Source organism: Amycolatopsis sp. NPDC051128, assembly GCF_040682715.1.
Classification (GTDB): Bacteria; Actinomycetota; Actinomycetes; order Mycobacteriales; family Pseudonocardiaceae; genus Amycolatopsis.
This window is the reverse complement of record NZ_JBFBBN010000067.1, coordinates 1-14,610: the sequence shown is the minus strand read 5'-3', so window position 1 is coordinate 14,610 and position 14,610 is coordinate 1. Positions and strand designations below refer to the sequence as shown.

Sequence of the window (14,610 nt, the reverse complement as noted above, 5' to 3'; positions counted from 1 at the left end):
CAATGGCGGCGCCTGCCCCAGGGTGGGTTCCCCGGCCGGATCGGTCAGTTCCGGACGTCCCCGCCGCCGTGTCGAAGGCGGAGTTCCGATCCGTGCCCGGTGGGCGGGTTGGCCGGCCCGCCGACGACGGCGTGCTCGGCCGCTCGCGGGCGGGGTGGCGCGGGCCGGCGGTCCGAGCGGTGCTTGCGGACCGCGAGCAACAACACCGCCAGCAGCCCCATCACCACGCAGGTGACCACGGCCGTCAGCACCAGGAACTCGTTCAGCCGGCCGGCCGACAGGTACGCGCCCAGCGCCACCGCCACCAGCGCGCACACCGCGCGGTCCATGATGGACTCCATCGACAGCAGCGTCGCGCGGTACCGCGAGTCCGGGATGGAGTCGTTCAGCAGCTGCTTCTGCACCGGGAACGCGATGCCCGTCGCCACCGCGAAGACGCACAGCAGCACCACCGCCGGGAAGGAACCGGTCACGACGACGAAACCGAGGCACAGCGCCATCACGATCGTCAGCGTGAACACCGAGCCGACCGGGCCGATGGCGCGGCGGAGCCGGTGGGGACGGGCCGCGCCCAGTGCCTCGAAGACCGTCATCGCGGCCAGCACCGCGCCGTACCAGTGCACCGACAGCGACTTGGACTCCAGGATCGGCTGGAACAGGTTCACCTGGCAGATCCGCACCAGCGTGAACATCGCGATGCCCTGCACCATCAGCAGCACCAGCCACCGCGACGAGCGCAGTGCCGACAGCGCGCCACCGACGCCGGCCAGGAGCGAGGCCGTCTTGCCGGTGGCCCGCCGTCCGCCGGGGATCGGCGGGAGCTTGCACGCGAACACCAGGGACACGGCCGCGTTGATCGCCGTCAGCCAGTACGGGGAAGGGAGGTTCCACGTCATCAGCAGGCCGATCACCGGCCAGTACACGATCTTGCCGATCAGGCTGTACGCCCGGCCGACACCTTCGACGCGAAGGTAGTGCTCCCCCGAGCCGGAGGCATGCAGGTACTCGTACAGGTACGCGCTCTGCGCGCCGGAAACCAGCGAGCGCGCCAGGGCGATCAGGACGAAGTGCACCAGGAACCCGGTGTACGAGACCAGGAAGACTGGCACCAGGTTCGCCGCCACGAGCACACCGGCGCCGGCCGCCAGCGAAGTGCGGTAGTCGAACCGGTCGGCGATCATCCCGGTCGGGATCTCCAGCAGGCAGAACACGACGTAGTAGATGCTCTGGATGCCGAAGATCTCGCCGTCGGACAGGCCGACGAGCTTCTGGTACTGGTAGAAGATCGGCACCCACAGCAGCAGGCCGAAGAAGAACTGGAACCCGTAGGTCAGCCGGACGGCGCGCTGAACGGCGGGTTTCGCGGGCAGGCGAAAGCCCAGCATGATGATCTCTCCCGGAAACTCAAACAGAATAAGGACGCAGCTGCACGATGTGGACGCGGTCGCGGTCGGCGAGCCACTCGACGTCCACCGGCGAGTCGAAGGTGTAGTCGGGCGAGAAGTGCGCCTGCAGCAGGCGGCCGGCGACGGCGAGCCGCTGCAGCTGCTCGTGCGCGTCCTCGTCGAGATCCGAAGCAGCGTCGCCGAGCGACACCGTGCGGCCGCCGCCCTCGACCGTCGAGTACAGGTACTGCATCGGCAGTGCCGAACCGTCGACGACGTCGGTGACCTGCGGGGAAACGTTGAGGTACACCGTGCGGAAGTCCGCGCGGTTCATCGGGTTCGTCGTCACCAGCACGCCGCCGAAGTCGGCCGCGACCTGCTCCTGGATCACGACGCCCATGTAGCACTCGTCGAGGGAGATCCCGGCCTGCCGCCGCAGCCGGACGCTGCGCACCGAAACCAGTGAAGCCCAGACTTCCTTGACGCTGGCGAAGATCCGCTCGGCGGTGGTGACGTGGTTGAGCGACTCGTAGATCCCGGCGGCCGAGAACCCGGCGAGGTCCTCGGCGTTCGAAGAACTGCGTACGACGAATGCCCGCACCCCGGCCAGCTCCGAGACGAGCGCCGAGTCGATCTCGCGGGCCAGCGAGTCCGGCAGTTTCGCCGACCGGATCAGGCTCTGCAGCTCGACGCACAGCGGTTCGATCTCGCGTGCGTCCAGCTCGAGAGCCATCTTCAGCTTGCCGATGGCCTGCTGGATCCGCGGTGACGACTCCAGGAACCGCCGCTGCAGCGAGAACGGCAGCGCGACGCCGCGCGGCACGCGGACGCGGTCGTCGAGCAGCCGGCGGGCCGCCTCGGCCAAGTCGGCCTCGGGCGGGACGTCCAGCAGCCGGGCCAGGTACGGCAGCAGGTTGTCCCGCGGCGGCCGCGGCACCTGGTAGAAGCCGAGGAGCCGCTGCGAACCGTGGGCCAGGACGTGGTGCAGCTCGCCGAGGTTGGCCGCCTTGGTGCCGTAGCGGTGCCGGTCCGACGCGCGCAGCCGCGCGAGGTTCACGATGGGGCTGTGGTCGGCTTCGGGCTCCTCCAGTGTGACGCGTTGGGCGTACCAGCCCGGCCGGGGCGCCGCCTCGGCCGGCTCCGCCACCTCGCGCAGGCCGATCGACGACGCCTGCGCGTCCACCGTGTACTCGACCCACTTCCCGTCGAGCCCGCGGCGGTCGATCTCGGCGAGGGCGCCGAGCTGGACGGCGTTCGGGATCTGCCAGCCGGTGGCGAGGACGTTGGTGTGCGACAACGGCGTCGTGTGCCGGGCGTTGACGATGCCGGACAGCCGCGGGATGTCGTCGGGCACGCGGTCCATCACGACGATGTCCGTCCAGTCCAGCACGGCGGCGCGGTACTCGGCTTCGGTGCGGAACGCGCGCAGCCGTCCGGTGGTCGTGCCCGGGTTCAACGCCACGAACGGCGCCGTCGAGAACAGCTCGTGCGCGAACACGCGGGGCAGCTCGCCCGCCGGGATCTCGCGGACGATCCGCTCCTGCAGCTGGTTGGCCGGTTTGAACAGCAGCGGCAGCGCCGGGTCGACGTGCTGCGCGACGAACGCGTGGAACTCGCGGATCAGGGCGGCCGGCATGGTGTCGACCTCGACCGTCTCCAGCGAAAGGATCTTCTTTTCCTGGCGCGTGTGGAGCGCGAGAATGCCGAGCAGGAACCGGCGGTCCGGCGCGTGGTAGAAGGTCTCGTTGTACGAGTCGATCTCGGCGCGCACGCGTTCTTCGGGGACGCCGAGGATCTCTTCGCCGATATAGATCGCGTGAAAGGAATGGCGCGCGTCGTTCAGGAAGTGGATGACGGATTTCTCGCGGTCCACCACGACCTTGACGAAGGAATAACCGCCGAGAGTCCCGCCCAACTGGTGGAGCGCCGACAGGGAAAGGCGTTCACCGACGAGCGCGGCGACGTTCTCGGGGGCAGGACTGGGGGCGACCACACTGGTCAGGGACACCGGTTCTCCTCGCTTGAAACAGCGAGAAGGAACGATAACAGGCCGGTAAATCACCCACCGGAACCGCGAATGACCCGTTCAGTGGAGCGGCGCGGGTTTTCATGACCGCGGCCACACCCACTCGGAGCACCGTTCCAGCGCGCTGGAACGGTGCTCCCGCCATCCGGACGCGCATTCCGCCGTTCGAGCGCGGAAATGGCCCGGGGTGATCTCCGTTACAGCTTCGCGGCTTCCGCGGCCAGCGCTTCGATCGCGGCGAAATCGCCGGCCGCCAACGCGGGCTTGGGCGTCAGCCAGGAGCCGCCGATGCAGCCGACGTTCGGCAGTGCCAGGTAGGCAGGCGCCGAAGCGACCGTGATCCCGCCCGTGGGACAGAACTTGAGCGAAGGCAACGGACCCGCGATCGACTTCAGGTACGCGACCCCGCCGCTGGCCTCCGCGGGGAAGAACTTCAGCGCCGAAAGCCCGCGTTCGGCCAGCCGCATCGCCTCGGACACGGTGCTCGCGCCGGGCAGGAACGGCAGCCCGGTCCCGAAGCACGCGTCGACGACGGCGTCCGTGCAGCCCGGGGTCACCAGGAACTTCGCGCCCGCGTCCGCCGCCTGCTTCGCCTGGCCCGGCGAGGTGACGGTGCCGGCGCCGATGACGATGTCCGGCACCTCGGCGGCGACGCGCTCGATCGCCGACAACGCCGCCGGGGTGCGCAGGGTCAGCTCGATGACCCCGATCCCGCCGGCGAGCAGGGCCCGCGCCGTGGGCACCGCGTCGCCGGCGTCGTCGATCACCACGACGGGCATCACGGGGGACAGCTCGAGCAGGTCCTGACCGGTGGTCACTGACCGACCTCCTGGGTTTCCAGAGTGTGCGTGGGAATGCCGAAGTGCTCCGGCGTGAGCGGTCCGAACACGGAAGCGCCCTGGTCGGCGGGGCCGACGGCACGGCGCAACGCGGCGAACAGCTCCCGGCCGGTGCCGGTCCAGGATGCTTCGGACGGCGGGAAGTCCACAAGCTCACGCAGGGCGAGTTCTTCGTCACCGACCAGCACGTCGAGAGAGCCCGCGGAGGCGTCGAGCCGGATGACGTCGCCGTCGGCGACGCGGGCGATCGGGCCGCCCGCCGCGGCTTCCGGCGTCACCTGGATCGCGGCCGGGATCTTGCCCGACGCGCCCGACATCCGGCCGTCGGTGAGCAGGGCCACCGCGTGCCCGCGGTCCATCAGGACGCCCAGCGCCGGGGTCAGGCCGTGCAGCTCCGGCATGCCGTTGGCCTGCGGACCCTGCTGGCGGATCACCACGACGACGTCGCGGTCCAGCTCGCCCGCCTCGAACGCGGCCGTGAACGCCTCCTGGGTGGTGAACACCCGCGCGGGCGCCTGGACGACGCGGTGCTCGGGCGCCACCGCGGACACCTTGACCACGGCGCGGCCGAGGTTGCCCTCGACCATCCGCAGCCCGCCGTCCGCGGCGAAGGGCCGCCACGCCGGGCGCAGCACCTCTTCGTCGAGGCTCCGGGTGGGGACGTCGCGCCAGACGAGCTCGCCGTCGGACAGGATCGGCTCCGCGCGGTAGCGGTGCAGCCCGAACCCGGCGACCGTGTGCACGTCCTCGTGCAGCAGCCCGGCGTCGAGCAGCGTGCCGACCAGGAACTGGATGCCGCCGGCGGCGTGGAAGTGGTTGATGTCGGCGCTGCCGTTCGGGTAGACCCGCGCCAGCAGCGGCACGACGGCCGACAGGTCGGAAAAGTCGTCCCAGGTCAGCTGGATGCCCGCGGCCGCGGCGATCGCGACCAGGTGCATCGTGTGGTTGGTCGAGCCGCCGGTGGCGAGCAGCGCGACGACGCCGTTGACGAACGCCTTCTCGTCGAGGATCCGCGAGACCGGCGTGTACTCCTCGCCCCGCGAGAGCGCGACGACCCGCCGCCCGGCTTCCTCGGTCAACGCGCGCCGCAGCGCAGAACCCGGCTGGACGAAGCTGGCGCCGGGCAGGTGCAGGCCCATCACCTCGACGACCATCTGGTTGGAGTTGGCCGTGCCGTAGAACGTGCAGGTGCCCGCCGAGTGATACGACGCCGCTTCGGCGTCCAGGAGGTCTTCCCGGGTCGCGAGGCCCTCGGCGTACAGCTGGCGGACGCGGGCCTTCTCCTTGTTGGGCAGCCCGGAGTTCATCGGCCCGGCCGGAACCAGCAGGGCCGGCAGGTGCCCGAAGGACAGCGCGCCGATCAGCAGGCCAGGCACGATCTTGTCGCAGACGCCCAGCAGCAGCGCCGCGTCGAACATGTCGTGGGACAGCGCGATCGCCGTCGACATCGCGATGACCTCGCGGCTGAACAGGGACAGCTCCATGCCCGCGCGGCCCTGGGTGATGCCGTCGCACATCGCGGGGACGCCGCCGGCGAACTGGGCGACGCCGCCAGCGGAACGCACGGACTTCTTCAGCCAGGCGGGGTACTCCTGCATCGGCTGGTGCGCCGACAGCATGTCGTTGTAGGACGAGACGATCGCGACGCCGGGGGCGCGCGCGGCCCGCAGCGCTTCCTTGTCGGCGCCCTCCATGGCGGCGAAGCCGTGGGCGAGGTTGCTGCAGGCGAGACCGCGGCGGACCGGGCCTTCGGCGTGTGCGGCGGCCATGCGGTCGAGGTACGCGGTGCGCGTCGCGGCACTGCGGGCGGCGATGCGCGCGGTGACTTCGGCGATGACAGGATGCGTCGGTGTGGTGGGCTGGCTCATGTCCGGCTCCGGATCACTGGTGTGTGGTGGTCCGCGGGACGGCAGCGCTGGCGCCTCTGGGTCGTGACTCTGGCCACAGTACCTCGCGAAAACGCCGAATCAAAATCGATTCAGATGATCGACCCGCGTGACCCCGATCACCCCCAGAACCGCTAGTGTGCTAGTTGTCACATTGCACGACGCACGGTAAAGCTCGCACGGGCGAAAGATCGCCCGGCTGGTTCCCTGCCGGCCCCACCACCATCGGGAGGCATGATGTCCACCTCCGAGATCGCCGAGCTGCGGCGAACCATCGGCCAGCTCAGGCAGTGCGTCGGCGTACTGCGCTCGCGCTACGGCGACGCGTCGGCGATCCGCCGGCTCGCCAACGACGTGGAGCGCCTCGACATCGACACCGCGGACCTCGACGGCACGCCGCTCGCGGTGCCCGCCCAGGCGAAGGCCGCGGAGCGCGTCCCCGTCCCCGACACCCCCTACGACCCGGCGCTCTGGCACGGCGCCGATGACGAAGGCGTCGGCGGCTACAAGCGCGACCAGCGGTGAGCGCTCCCGCTGACAACGGCGTCGGCACCGGCGTCCGGGCCCCGAAACGGGCCCGGATCGCCGAGCGCACCCTCCGCACGGACCGGTGGTGGCTCTCGCCGCTGCTGACCGTGCTCGGACTGTCGGCGTTCATCATCTACGCGACGGTCCGGTCGTTCGTGCGCACCGCGTACTGGGTGCCCGACTACCACTACCTGACGCCGTTCTACTCACCCTGCCTTTCCACGTCCTGCGTGGAAGGCTCGAGCCACTTCGGCCACTGGTTCGGCGACCTGCCCGGCTTCGTCCCGCTCGGCTTCGTCGTGCTGCCGTTCCTGCTCGGGTTCCGCCTGACCTGCTACTACTACCGCAAGGCCTACTACCGGGCCGTGTGGTTCTCCCCGCCCGCCTGCGCCGTCGCGGAACCGCACGCCAAGTACACCGGCGAGACCCGCCTGCCGCTGATCATCCAGAACGTCCACCGCTACTTCTTCTACGTCGCGCTGGTCGTCTCGCTGATCAACACCTACGACGCCATCACGGCGTTCCACGGGAAGACCGGCGGCTTCGGGTTCGGGCTGGGCAACATCGTCCTGCTCGGCAACGTCGTCCTGCTCTGGGCCTACACGCTTTCCTGCCACTCGTGCCGGCACGTGACCGGGGGCAGGCTGAAGCACTTCTCCAAACACCCGGTGCGCTACTGGATCTGGACGCAGGTGACGAAACTGAACACCCGCCACATGGCGCTGGCCTGGACGACGCTCGGCACGCTGGTGCTGACCGACTTCTACGTCATGCTCGTCGCCAGCGGCGCGATTTCGGACCTGAGGTTCGTGAACTAGCCCCCGACAGTGTTCCCAAAACTGACGTCCCCCAGTTCCGAGGTGGAATTCTTTTATGACCGAGGTCGAACGGCACAGCTACGACGTGGTGGTGATCGGTGCCGGTGGCGCCGGCCTGCGCGCCGTGATCGAAGCCCGCGAACGCGGCTTCCGCGTCGCCGTGGTGTGCAAGTCCCTGTTCGGCAAGGCGCACACGGTGATGGCCGAGGGCGGGTGCGCCGCGTCGATGGGCAACGCGAACTCGAACGACAACTGGCAGGTCCACTTCCGCGACACCATGCGCGGCGGGAAGTTCCTCAACAACTGGCGGATGGCCGAGCTCCACGCCAAGGAGGCGCCGGACCGCGTCTGGGAGCTGGAGACCTACGGCGCCCTGTTCGACCGCACCGCGGACGGCCGGATCAGCCAGCGCAACTTCGGCGGGCACACCTACCCGCGGCTGGCGCACGTCGGTGACCGCACCGGCCTCGAGCTGATCCGCACGATGCAGCAGAAGATCGTTTCGCTGCAGCAGGAGGACTTCGCCGAGACCGGGGACTACGAGGCGAAGATCAAGGTCTTCGCCGAGTGCACGGTCACCGAGCTGCTCACCACCGAGGGCCGCATCGCCGGCGCGTTCGGCTACTGGCGGGAGAGCGGCCGGTTCATCCTCTTCGAGGCGCCCGCGGTCGTGCTCGCCACCGGCGGCATCGGCAAGTCGTTCAAGGTGACGTCGAACTCGTGGGAGTACACCGGTGACGGCCACGCGCTGGCCCTGCGGGCGGGCGCGAAGCTGATCAACATGGAGTTCGTCCAGTTCCACCCGACCGGGATGGTCTGGCCGCCGAGCGTCAAGGGCATCCTCGTCACCGAGGGCGTGCGCGGTGACGGCGGCGTGCTGAAGAACTCCGACGGCAAGCGGTTCATGTTCGAGTACGTGCCCGACGTCTTCAAGGGCCAGTACGCCGAAAGCGAAGAGGAAGCCGACCGCTGGTACGCCGACGCGGACAACAACCGGCGCACGCCGGACCTGCTGCCCCGCGACGAGGTGGCCCGCGCGATCAACTCCGAGGTCAAGGAGGGCCGTGGCTCCCCGCACGGCGGCGTCTTCCTCGACATCGCCAGCCGGCTGCCGGCCGAGGAGATCAAGAAGCGGCTGCCGTCGATGTACCACCAGTTCAAGGAGCTGGCGGACGTCGACATCACCGCGGAGCCGATGGAGGTCGGCCCGACCTGCCACTACGTCATGGGCGGCATCGAGGTCGACCCGGACACGGCCGCGGCGAGCGTGCCCGGCCTGTTCGCCGCGGGCGAGTGCTCGGGCGGCATGCACGGGTCCAACCGGCTCGGCGGGAACTCGCTGTCGGACCTGCTGGTGTTCGGCCGCCGCGCCGGGCTCGGCGCGGCCGAGTACGTGCACGGCCTCGACGGCAGGCCCGCCGTCAAGGAGTCCGATGTGGACGCCGCGGCGAAGATGGCGCTGGCGCCGTTCGACCCGCCCGACGGCGCGTCGGCCGAGAACCCGTACACCCTGCACACCGAGCTGCAGCAGTCGATGAACGACCTGGTCGGCATCATCCGCAAGGCCGAGGAGGTCGAGCAGGCGCTGGTGAAGCTGGGCGAGCTGCGGCAGCGGATCCTGCGCGTCACCGTGGAGGGGCACCGGCAGTTCAACCCCGGCTGGCACCTCGCGATCGACCTGCGCAACATGCTGATGGTCAGCGAATGCGTCGCGAAGGCGGCGCTGATGCGGACCGAGAGCCGCGGCGGGCACACGCGGGACGACTTCCCGGGGCTGGACCCCGAATGGCGCCACAAGCTTCTCGTGTGCGCGTCGGCGCCGGGTGAGAACCCGGTGGTGCCGGAAATCGACGTGACGGTGAAGGAGCAGCTGCCGCTGCGGCAGGACCTGCTCGAGCTGTTCGAGTTCGCCGAACTCGGGAAGTACTACACCGACGAGGAGCTCGAGACGCATCCCGGGAGCAAGGCATGACCTACAAGGCGAGTTTCCGGGTCTGGCGCGGCGACGACGCGGGCGGCGAGCTGAAGGACTACACGGTCGAGGTGAACGAGGGCGAGGTCGTCCTCGACATCATCCACCGGCTGCAGGCCACCCAGGCGTCGGACCTCGCGGTGCGCTGGAACTGCAAGGCGGGCAAGTGCGGCTCGTGCTCGGCGGAGATCAACGGCCGGCCGCGGCTGCTGTGCATGACGCGGATGTCGACGTTCACCGAGGACGAGGTGATCACGGTGACGCCGATGCGGACGTTCCCGGTGATCCGCGACCTCGTCACCGACGTGTCGTTCAACTACACGAAGGCCCGGGAGATCCCGTCGTTCACCCCGCCGCCCGGTCTCGAACCGGGGGAGTACCGGATGCAGCAGGTGGACGTCGAGCGCTCGCAGGAGTTCCGCAAGTGCATCGAGTGCTTCCTGTGCCAGAACACCTGCCACGTGGTGCGGGACCACGAGGAGAACAAGGAGTCCTTCGCCGGGCCGCGGTACCTGATGCGCATCGCCGAGCTGGAGATGCACCCGCTCGACGTCGCGGACCGGCGTGACGCGGCGCAGGACGAGCACGGCCTCGGCTACTGCAACATCACCAAGTGCTGCAGCGAGGTGTGCCCGGAGGGCATCCACATCACCGACAACGCGCTGATCCCGATGAAGGAGCGCGTCGCGGACCGCAAGTACGACCCCATCGTGTGGCTGGGCAACAAGCTCTTCCGCCGCGACAAGTAGGACTTTTCTCCCGACGCTCGCGAACCGTGTGATCAAGCCGGTTCGCGAGCGTCTTTTCGTCCGGGCGGCGCCAGGAGGAAGCCGAGGGTGCCGGCGGCGAGCTTGGCCTCGACCGCGGCCGGTTCCGCGGCGGTCCGGCGACGGAACTTCTGCGACGCGACCAACGAGAGCAGCCACCAGGCGGCGGCCTCGACGTCGAGGTCCGGTCGCAGTTCGCCCCCGGCGCGTCCGCGGTCCAGCAGGTCGGTGAGCGAGCGGGCGAACCGCTGGGTGGACCTTCTCGCGGCGGCTTCGATCTCGGGCTCGTCGGTGACGGCGGCCGCGTCGGCGAAGATCGCGCCGACCGAGCCCGCGCTGTGCACCTGGTCGAGGTGGCCGGGGTCCAGCATCGTCTCGAGCAGGACGGCGACCGGGACCGCGCTCGCCGTCGTCCGGTCGAGCAGGTGGCAGACGTGGTCCGCGGCGCGGTCCACCACGGCGGCGAACAGGGCGGCCTTGGTGCCGAAGTTCTGGAAGACCACGGGCTCGCTGACGCCGACCCGGCGCGCCACGGTGGACGTCTTGCCGCGCAGGTAGCCGACCTCGGCGAAGACCTCGGTGGCGGCGGCGAGGATCGACTCTCGACGGTCCGAGGCGCTCATCCGGACGCGGCGGGCTGGTTCGGTCACGTGCGCATCGTAGTGCCCCTTGCCGGATAACTTAGTGGCGACTAACCTGGCGGCCATGTTCTTAGTCGCGACTAAGTTATGGGAGTGGTCATGAACCTGGGACAACTGCTGCACGGGAAGCGGGACCCGCGGGCGCCGGGGGCGATCCAGCACGCGCGGGCGTACGAGCTGTTGTCGGTGACGGCGTTCGCCGGCCGGCGGAGACACACGTTCGGCCGGCTGGTGGGCCTCGCGGGCGTCGCGCCGGGAGACCGGGTGCTGGACGTCGGCGCCGGCCCGGGCTACCTGACCGCGTTGGCGGCCGAAGCCGCGTCGCCGGACGGGAGCGCCGTGGGTGTCGATCCGTCCGAGCCGATGGTCGGCGAGGCGCGCCGTCTGCGTGGGAGCGCGAACTGCTCGTTCGAGGTGGGCCGGGCCGAGGCGCTGGACGCGCCGGACGGGACGTTCGACGTCGTCGTGTCGAGCCTCGCTGTGCACCACATCCCGGAAGACGTGCGCGGCGCGGCGTTCGGCGAGATGTTCCGGGTGCTGCGCCCGGGTGGCCGGATCCTGCTGGCCGACTTCCGGCCGCCCCGCGGCCGGCTGACCCGGCACCTGGTGGGCGTGACCGCCGGTGCCGGGATGCGCGACAACCCCGTCGAACGGATCGCGCCGATGCTCGCGGACGCCGGCTTCGCCACGGTGTCGGAAAGCCGCGTCGGAGCGTTCCTGCACTGCGTGCGAGCGGTGAAGCCGTGATTTCGGCAGGATGGACGCATGGAGATCGAGCTGCCGGCGCCGTCCGCGGCGGGTGACGGGCCGCTGGTCGCCCGGATCACCGCACTGGTCAACCAGGTCTACGCCGAGGCCGAGAAGGGGCTCTGGCAGGGGAGCACCGACCGGACGTCCGTCGAAGAGGTCGCCGGGTTCGTCCGGGCCGGGGAGATCGCCGTCGCGCGGGTCGACGGCGACTTCGCCGGATCCGTGCGCCTCCAGCGGCTCGACGAAACCACCGGCGAGTTCGGCATGCTCGCCGCCGACCCGGCGCGGCGCGGGATCGGCATCGGGCGCGAGCTGGTGCGGTTCGCCGTGCGGACGAGCCGGGACGCCGGGTGCCGCGAGATGCAGCTGGAACTGCTCGTGCCGCGCGAGTGGACACATCCGTCGAAGCAGTTCCTCGCCGAGTGGTACGGCCGGCTCGGCTACCGCGTGACGCATCGCGCCGATCTCGCCGAGGACTACCCGCACCTCGCGCCGTCGCTCGCCACGCCGTGCGACTTTCTCATCTACCGCAAGGAACTGGCGTGACGCTGCTCGCCGGAGCGCGCGTCTTCGACCCCGAGACCGGTGCGCGTTTTCGCGCGGATGTCCGGCTCGACGGCGACCGGATCGCCGAGGTCGGCCTCGGCCTGGACGGCGACGAGCGCGTCGACTGCGCGGGCGGCCTGCTGATCCCCGGGCTCATCGACTGCCACGTGCACGTCGCGTTCCCGCGGCCCGAGCCGCTGCCGCGCAGCGCGCGGATCCTCGAAGCCGTGCCGGTGCTGCGCGGGTTGCTGGCTCGCGGGATCACCACCGTCCGGGACGCCTGGGGCGCCGACGCCGGGGTCAAGCACGCGCTGCGCGAAGGCTGGATCAGCGGGCCCGACCTGCTGGTCAGCCTCCGCCAGCTCGGACCGACCGGCGGGCTCGGCGACAGCTGGGAGCCACCAGCGGGCGCCGTCGACCACTACGGTGATCCGTCGCTGCCCGACCCGCTGTTCGACGGGCCGGACGCCGCCCGCGCGGCGGTCCGCCGGATGGTGCGCGCGGGCGCCGACTGGATCAAGGTCGGCGCGAGCGGGCCATGCGGGCCGTCCGCGAGAACGTGGACGTCCGCCCGACCGACGACGAGCTCGTCGCCCTGGTCGACGAGGCCCGCCGCTGCGGCCGGGACGTCCTGGCCCACGCGCACTCGTCGGCGGCCGTCGTCTCGGCGGCCCGCGCCGGGGCGCGCAGCATCGAGCACGGCACCTTCCTCGACGACGACGCCGTGGCCGCGCTGGGGAACGCCTGGTACGTGCCGACGCTGTCGCCGATCAGCGACAGCGAGTTCGCGGCCGCTCATCGCCGGTCGGTCCGCCTCGCCGCCGAGGCCGGCGTGCGGATCGCCGCGGGCTCGGACCTCGCGCCGCGTCCCCATGTCGACTTGACGACCGAGCTGCGGTTGCTGGCCGAGGTGCTCGGCGACGCGGCGGCCCTGAAGGCGGCCACCTCCGAAGCGGCCCGGCTGCTCCGGCTCGACGACGACCGCGGCCGCATCGAGCCGGGCTTGCGCGCCGATCTGGTGCTCCTCGACGGCACGGACCTCACCGTGGCCGACCTGCCCGCCCGGGTCCGGGCGGTCTGGCACGACGGCCGCGAGGTCAGCGCAGCGAGCTGAGCAGCGCGCTCCAGGCGGTGTGGGGGACGGTGAGGTGCCCGGCGCCGGGCGCTTTGGAGTCGCGAACCGCGGTGGCCCCGGTGTCGAGGGCGACTTCGACGCACGTGCTGTGTTCCTGCCCGTCGCTGTGGCTGCTCTTGAACCAGGTCCGCTCGCGGGTCGTCATGGGTCACTCCCTCATGAGCTCGTACTCGTCCGCCAGCCGGATGAGCATCTCCCTCGATTCTCCCTCGGAAAGGGCGGCCTGTTCCAGCCGTGTGACGACGATGTAGAGCGCTTCGACAGCCACCCGGTCGTCGACGAAGAGACCGGCGGTGTACGTCTCCTCGTAGACCACGGGCGGGTGGCCGGGGAACTCCATCATGGTGAATGTGCTGGGGAAGACGCGGAAGACCGGCGCCGACTCGGGCACGACCCGGATCACGCACCGGGGCAGATTCGTTGTCAGCACGAGGTTCTGCAGCTGTTCGTGCATGAGCCGCGAGCCACCGACGACGGAGCGCAGCGCGCGTTCGTGGATGAAGAAGGTGCAGGCGGGCGGATTCCGGCACTGCAGCCGTTTCTGCCGGTCCACCCGTGCCTTGGTCAGCATTTCCAGCCGGTCGCTGGTGTAGCGGCCCGTGAGGTCGAAGCAGGTGCGGACATAATCCTCGATCTGGAGCATCCCCGGGATGTGGAGCGGGCTGTAGTAGGTGATCGACGTCGCGAGGTTCTCCTGGATGATGAGCGACTTCATCGGGTCGACGAGCTTGTCGAAGTAGGGCCGCACCCAGTACAGGTCGCTCGGTGGCTGCGTCAGTTCGAGGAGCCGTGCGCGTTCGGCGGCCTTCGTGCCGCAGTGGGCGAGGTAGATCGCCGCGTCGACCGGCGAGATGCGGCGGCCGTTCTCCCAGGCCGACACTTTCGCCGCCGACCAGTCGGCGCGCCGGGCCACCTCGCGCAGGGTCATCCGTTTCAGCTCACGCTGGCCCTTCAGTTCGACGGCCATTTCCCGCGTGCGCACCGTGCTCTTTTCGGTCATGCCCGCACGTTAGAGGCGACCTCCGACAAAACAGGGCAGGCCGCGCGCGGATTCACCGCAAGGAGGTCGGTGTTCCGCCTGTGTGACAACGGATTCCGCTCGCGAAGCGCTGCGAAGCAGCTTCGCAATTGAAGCGCGCTTCGCGGTTTAGTAATGCTTCGCCGGTGTCAGAGAATTCAGGTGTAAAGCGCCCCAATGTGGCGTTCGGTGCGTCCAACGCAACCAACGCCACATTGAGGTTTTCTCAGTAGCGTCCGTGGTGTTCGTGGTGGGTGAGGACGAGTGCTGCTTGGACGATCGGGCCGATGCGGTGGGGG

The 14,610-nt window shown here is 70.1% G+C and carries 15 protein-coding genes; 7 read left to right on the top strand and 8 right to left on the bottom strand.

Translation table 11 applies throughout. From position 1 onward, the window contains the following. Positions 1–44: 44 nt before the first annotated feature. From AB0M82_RS41325 to edd, 4 genes are all read right to left on the bottom strand, one after another. The gene (locus tag AB0M82_RS41325) at positions 45–1,385 is read right to left on the bottom strand and encodes an MFS transporter (RefSeq protein ID WP_364734463.1); all 1,341 of its coding nucleotides are present in this window, start codon (positions 1,383–1,385) and stop codon (positions 45–47) included. 19 nt (positions 1,386–1,404) lie between these two features. After that, entirely contained in the window at positions 1,405–3,393 is a 1,989-nt protein-coding gene (locus AB0M82_RS41320; RefSeq protein WP_364734461.1) for a PEP/pyruvate-binding domain-containing protein, read from the bottom strand. Between the two features lie 215 nt (positions 3,394–3,608). After that, the gene (gene eda / locus AB0M82_RS41315; RefSeq protein WP_364734459.1) at positions 3,609–4,229 is read right to left on the bottom strand and encodes a bifunctional 4-hydroxy-2-oxoglutarate aldolase/2-dehydro-3-deoxy-phosphogluconate aldolase; all 621 of its coding nucleotides are present in this window, start codon (positions 4,227–4,229) and stop codon (positions 3,609–3,611) included. Continuing rightward, positions 4,226–6,118, bottom strand: a complete 1,893-nt coding sequence (gene edd, locus AB0M82_RS41310) for a phosphogluconate dehydratase (protein WP_364734457.1) — start codon at positions 6,116–6,118, stop codon at positions 4,226–4,228. Before edd ends, eda begins: the two co-directional genes overlap by 4 nt. 255 nt (positions 6,119–6,373) lie before the next feature. Here edd and AB0M82_RS41305 point away from each other — a divergent pair, with 255 nt between their 5' ends. The 4 genes from AB0M82_RS41305 to AB0M82_RS41290 are packed head-to-tail and all read left to right on the top strand — an operon-like array spanning position 6,374 to position 10,203. Continuing rightward, positions 6,374–6,661, top strand: coding sequence for a hypothetical protein (locus tag AB0M82_RS41305; RefSeq protein ID WP_364734517.1), 288 nt, complete (start codon positions 6,374–6,376; stop codon positions 6,659–6,661). Beyond that, on the top strand, positions 6,658–7,482 hold the full coding sequence (locus AB0M82_RS41300) for a hypothetical protein (RefSeq protein ID WP_364734455.1): 825 nt from the start codon (positions 6,658–6,660) through the stop codon (positions 7,480–7,482). The genes AB0M82_RS41305 and AB0M82_RS41300 overlap by 4 nt, the downstream gene beginning before the upstream one ends. A 55-nt stretch (positions 7,483–7,537) precedes the next feature. Continuing rightward, complete coding sequence (locus tag AB0M82_RS41295; RefSeq protein ID WP_364734453.1) at positions 7,538–9,454, top strand: fumarate reductase/succinate dehydrogenase flavoprotein subunit; 1,917 nt, start codon at positions 7,538–7,540, stop codon at positions 9,452–9,454. Beyond that, positions 9,451–10,203, top strand: coding sequence for a succinate dehydrogenase/fumarate reductase iron-sulfur subunit (locus tag AB0M82_RS41290; protein ID WP_364734451.1), 753 nt, complete (start codon positions 9,451–9,453; stop codon positions 10,201–10,203). Before AB0M82_RS41295 ends, AB0M82_RS41290 begins: the two co-directional genes overlap by 4 nt. 32 nt (positions 10,204–10,235) lie before the next feature. Here the strand turns inward: AB0M82_RS41290 and AB0M82_RS41285 are convergent, their stop codons facing one another. Then, positions 10,236–10,871 (bottom strand): TetR/AcrR family transcriptional regulator, encoded by a 636-nt coding sequence (locus AB0M82_RS41285; RefSeq protein ID WP_364734449.1) that lies wholly within the window; start codon positions 10,869–10,871, stop codon positions 10,236–10,238. Between the two features lie 90 nt (positions 10,872–10,961). Here AB0M82_RS41285 and AB0M82_RS41280 point away from each other — a divergent pair, with 90 nt between their 5' ends. Together AB0M82_RS41280 and AB0M82_RS41275 are read left to right on the top strand one after the other, a co-directional pair. Continuing rightward, complete coding sequence (locus AB0M82_RS41280) at positions 10,962–11,609, top strand: methyltransferase domain-containing protein (RefSeq protein WP_364734447.1); 648 nt, start codon at positions 10,962–10,964, stop codon at positions 11,607–11,609. Positions 11,610–11,627: 18 nt separating this feature from the next. Next, positions 11,628–12,158 (top strand): GNAT family N-acetyltransferase, encoded by a 531-nt coding sequence (locus AB0M82_RS41275; RefSeq protein WP_364734445.1) that lies wholly within the window; start codon positions 11,628–11,630, stop codon positions 12,156–12,158. Here the strand turns inward: AB0M82_RS41275 and AB0M82_RS41270 are convergent. After that, complete coding sequence (locus AB0M82_RS41270; protein ID WP_364734443.1) at positions 12,137–12,580, bottom strand: hypothetical protein; 444 nt, start codon at positions 12,578–12,580, stop codon at positions 12,137–12,139. The two genes, AB0M82_RS41275 and AB0M82_RS41270, sit on opposite strands and share 22 nt — an antisense overlap. Positions 12,581–12,696: 116 nt before the next feature. On the opposite strand from AB0M82_RS41270, the gene AB0M82_RS41265 reads away from it, so the two are divergent. After that, a complete protein-coding gene (locus AB0M82_RS41265) occupies positions 12,697–13,272 on the top strand; it encodes an amidohydrolase family protein (RefSeq protein ID WP_364734441.1) in 576 nt (191 codons plus the stop codon). Here AB0M82_RS41265 and AB0M82_RS41260 read toward each other — a convergent pair. Both AB0M82_RS41260 and AB0M82_RS41255 read right to left on the bottom strand, forming a co-directional pair. After that, positions 13,256–13,438 (bottom strand): DUF397 domain-containing protein, encoded by a 183-nt coding sequence (locus AB0M82_RS41260; protein WP_364734439.1) that lies wholly within the window; start codon positions 13,436–13,438, stop codon positions 13,256–13,258. The two genes, AB0M82_RS41265 and AB0M82_RS41260, sit on opposite strands and share 17 nt — an antisense overlap. 3 nt (positions 13,439–13,441) lie before the next feature. Further along, entirely contained in the window at positions 13,442–14,293 is an 852-nt protein-coding gene (locus AB0M82_RS41255; RefSeq protein ID WP_364734437.1) for a helix-turn-helix transcriptional regulator, read from the bottom strand. Positions 14,294–14,610 lie beyond the last annotated feature (317 nt).

What these genes read in the sequence shown, in the direction of transcription:
- AB0M82_RS41325 (WP_364734463.1), bottom strand. Translation starts at nt 1,385, where the DNA reads ATGCTGGGCTTTCGCCTGCCCGCGAAACCCGCCGTTCAGCGCGCCGTC.
- edd (WP_364734457.1), bottom strand. Translation starts at nt 6,118, where the DNA reads ATGAGCCAGCCCACCACACCGACGCATCCTGTCATCGCCGAAGTCACC.
- AB0M82_RS41305 (WP_364734517.1), top strand. Translation starts at nt 6,374, where the DNA reads ATGTCCACCTCCGAGATCGCCGAGCTGCGGCGAACCATCGGCCAGCTC.
- AB0M82_RS41295 (WP_364734453.1), top strand. Translation starts at nt 7,538, where the DNA reads ATGACCGAGGTCGAACGGCACAGCTACGACGTGGTGGTGATCGGTGCC.
- AB0M82_RS41290 (WP_364734451.1), top strand. Translation starts at nt 9,451, where the DNA reads ATGACCTACAAGGCGAGTTTCCGGGTCTGGCGCGGCGACGACGCGGGC.
- AB0M82_RS41280 (WP_364734447.1), top strand. Translation starts at nt 10,962, where the DNA reads ATGAACCTGGGACAACTGCTGCACGGGAAGCGGGACCCGCGGGCGCCG.
- AB0M82_RS41275 (WP_364734445.1), top strand. Translation starts at nt 11,628, where the DNA reads ATGGAGATCGAGCTGCCGGCGCCGTCCGCGGCGGGTGACGGGCCGCTG.
- AB0M82_RS41265 (WP_364734441.1), top strand. Translation starts at nt 12,697, where the DNA reads ATGCGGGCCGTCCGCGAGAACGTGGACGTCCGCCCGACCGACGACGAG.
- AB0M82_RS41260 (WP_364734439.1), bottom strand. Translation starts at nt 13,438, where the DNA reads ATGACGACCCGCGAGCGGACCTGGTTCAAGAGCAGCCACAGCGACGGG.
- AB0M82_RS41255 (WP_364734437.1), bottom strand. Translation starts at nt 14,293, where the DNA reads ATGACCGAAAAGAGCACGGTGCGCACGCGGGAAATGGCCGTCGAACTG.